The sequence below is a fragment of the Streptomyces sp. UNOC14_S4 genome, from assembly GCF_020740835.1.
GTDB lineage: Bacteria > Actinomycetota > Actinomycetes > Streptomycetales > Streptomycetaceae > Streptomyces.
Genome location: NZ_JAINFC010000757.1, coordinates 1 through 2,593, shown reverse-complemented (window position 1 = coordinate 2,593; position 2,593 = coordinate 1). Strand labels below are relative to the sequence as shown.

Annotated in this window: 3 protein-coding genes; all 3 read left to right on the top strand. The window is 69.3% G+C overall.

From position 1 onward, the window contains the following. The first annotated feature begins 83 nt into the window (after positions 1-83). Positions 84-1,280, top strand: coding sequence for a cyclic dehypoxanthinyl futalosine synthase (gene mqnC, locus K6I34_RS35370; protein WP_229332128.1), 1,197 nt, complete (start codon positions 84-86; stop codon positions 1,278-1,280). A gap of 13 nt (positions 1,281-1,293) precedes the next feature. Continuing rightward, positions 1,294-1,740 carry a hypothetical protein gene (locus K6I34_RS35365; RefSeq protein WP_229332127.1) on the top strand — a complete coding sequence of 149 codons (447 nt, stop codon included), beginning with the start codon at positions 1,294-1,296 and terminating at the stop codon, positions 1,738-1,740. A gap of 106 nt (positions 1,741-1,846) precedes the next feature. Next, a complete protein-coding gene (locus K6I34_RS35360; RefSeq protein ID WP_229332126.1) occupies positions 1,847-2,449 on the top strand; it encodes a Uma2 family endonuclease in 603 nt (200 codons plus the stop codon). The last annotated feature ends 144 nt before the right edge of the window (positions 2,450-2,593 follow it).

Genomic DNA, 2,593 nt, shown 5'->3' with positions numbered 1-2,593 from the left:
GCCGGAGACGTTCGCCCGTAGCGACCCGGAGCCGCTGGCGTAGGCTGGCCCGGTCTGTCAAACCCCCTCCGAAGGGACGCCCGGTGACCGAGAACGCCGACCTCCAGTCCGTCCTCGACCGTGCCGCCGCGGGTGGCCGGATCTCGCCGGAGGAGGCGCTGGAGCTGTACCGCCGGGCGCCGCTGCACGCGCTGGGTGCCGCCGCCGACGCGGTGCGCCGCAAGCGGTACGCCGGTACGGAGCACATCGCGACGTACATCATCGAGCGGAACATCAACTACACCAACGCCTGTGTGACGGCGTGCAAGTTCTGCGCGTTCTACGCCCCGCCGAAGAGCGAGAAGGTGTGGACGCGGCCCATGGACGACATCCTGCGCCGCTGCGCGGAGACCGTGGAGCTCGGCGGCACGCAGATCATGTTCCAGGGCGGGCACCACCCGGACTACGGCGTGGAGTACTACGAGGAGCACTTCGCCGCCATCAAGAAGGCGTTCCCGCAGCTGGTGATCCACTCGCTCGGCGCGTCCGAGGTGGACCACATGGCGCGGATCTCGGGCGTCTCGGCGGAGGAGGCGATCCGCCGGATCCACGCCGCGGGCCTGGACTCGTTCGCGGGCGCGGGCGCCGAGCTGCTGCCGGAGCGGCCGCGGAAGGCCATCGCGCCGCTGAAGGAGTCGGGCGAGCGCTGGCTGGAGATCATGGAGCTCGCCCACAGCCTCGGCGTGGAGTCCACCTCCACCATGCTGATGGGCACGGGCGAGACCAACGCCGAGCGGATCGAGCACCTGCGGATGATCCGTGACGTGCAGGACCGCACGGGCGGCTTCCGCGCGTTCATCCCGTACACGTACCAGCCGGAGAACAACCACCTCAAGGGCCGGACGCAGGCGACGATCTTCGAGTACCTGCGGATGATCGCCATCGCCCGCCTCTTCCTCGACAACGTCGCGCACATCCAGGGCTCCTGGCTGACGACCGGCAAGGAGATCGGCCAGCTGTCGCTGCACTACGGCGCGGACGACCTCGGCTCGATCATGCTGGAGGAGAACGTCGTCTCCTCGGCCGGTGCCAAGCACCGCTCCAACCGCATGGAGATCATCGACCTCATCCGCAAGGCGGGCCGCGTACCGGCGCAGCGCGCGACGACGTACGAGCACCTCGTGGTGCACGACGACCCGGCGAACGACCCGGTGGACGACCGTGTCGTCTCCCACCTCTCCTCGACGGCGATCGAGGGCGGTACGGCCCACCCCGAGCTGAAGATCGTCGCGACGAGCTGACGCGGAACCGATCTTGCTGACGATTCACGCGGCACCGGCCGTGTGCCGTACGTGGGACGCGGAGCCGGTCGCCGACGGCGGCATTGTCGTCGAGGGTGACCGGATCGTGGCGTTCGGCCCGCTGGCGGAGCTCCGGGAGCGGTTCCCTGACGCGCGGGTGCGGACGTGGCCGGGCACGCTGGGGCCCGCGCCGGTGCACGAGGGCCCGCTGCCGGAGGCGCCGAGCCCGCGCGAGCGCGTCCACGAGGTGCTGAAGCGGGGTGCCGCGGCGGTGCTGGCCGAACACGCGGACAGCCTTGAGCTGCGGGCGGCCGCCGCGCGGAACGGCGTCGCGGTCCTCGACCGGGCCCGGCCGGTGGCCGTCGTCGAGGGCGGGCGCGCGGACCTCGCCGCGTTCACCGAGGACGGCCGGTGCGTCGCCACGGTGGTGGGCGGGCGACTGGTGCATCGTCGGGCTTGACGGCGGTTCTCCCGGGGAAGGCCGTTCATTACTTCGGGTGACGCTACCGTCGTATATAGGACCGCGATCCGTACCCGAGTCCATGCTTGCGTCCATGGGAGCAGTGATGATCGCAGAACGGCTGGAGAAGGCCACTCCTGAGAACTGGATGTTCCCGCCTGAAGAGGGCTGGACGGCTGACCAGGTCGAGGACCTGGAGCTGCCGTTCGACTGGGAGCTCGTGGACGGAGTGGTCGTGGTTCGGGGGCGGACGGTGCCGTGGCACAACTATGTGCGGCGAAGGATCGAGAGGCATCTGGAAGACGCCTTGCGCGAGCCCTACGACGTCCTCTCGGAACAGTGCGTGCTTATCGACAAGTACAACCCCCCGGTGCCTGACATCGTCGTCTACGACAAGCGTGGCATCGACCTCTTCGAGGCGAAGTACATCCCGGTGGAGAAAGCCGTCCTCATCGTGGAGGTGGTGTCTCCGGGCTCGCGTCAGGACGACCGTGTCCGTAAACCGGCCATGTACGCGGCGGCTGGCGTTCCGTACTACTGGCGAGTGGAACGGGGCGAGGACAACCTCCCCGAAGTACACGAGTACTGGCTCCACCGGGAGCGGGGCGAGTACATCCCGTGCCCCGAGCGCCCATGCCACGTGGGAAAGCTGGAGACCGACCGGCCCTTCCCCGTCGCGATCGACCTGACGGCCCTGCTCAAGCTCTGACATCCCCGTCAGTGATCCGTAAAGACGGTCGCGCCCCACGTCAGAGGGCTGTTAAGGCGGACCGCCCGCGTCCGCTTCCCCCGGCAGGATGTGAGGCGCGGGGGCGGTCGTGGTGATCGCCCCGCGATGCGCGCTGGTGCTGTC

What these genes read in the sequence shown, in the direction of transcription:
- K6I34_RS35360 (WP_229332126.1), top strand. Translation starts at nt 1,847, where the DNA reads ATGATCGCAGAACGGCTGGAGAAGGCCACTCCTGAGAACTGGATGTTC.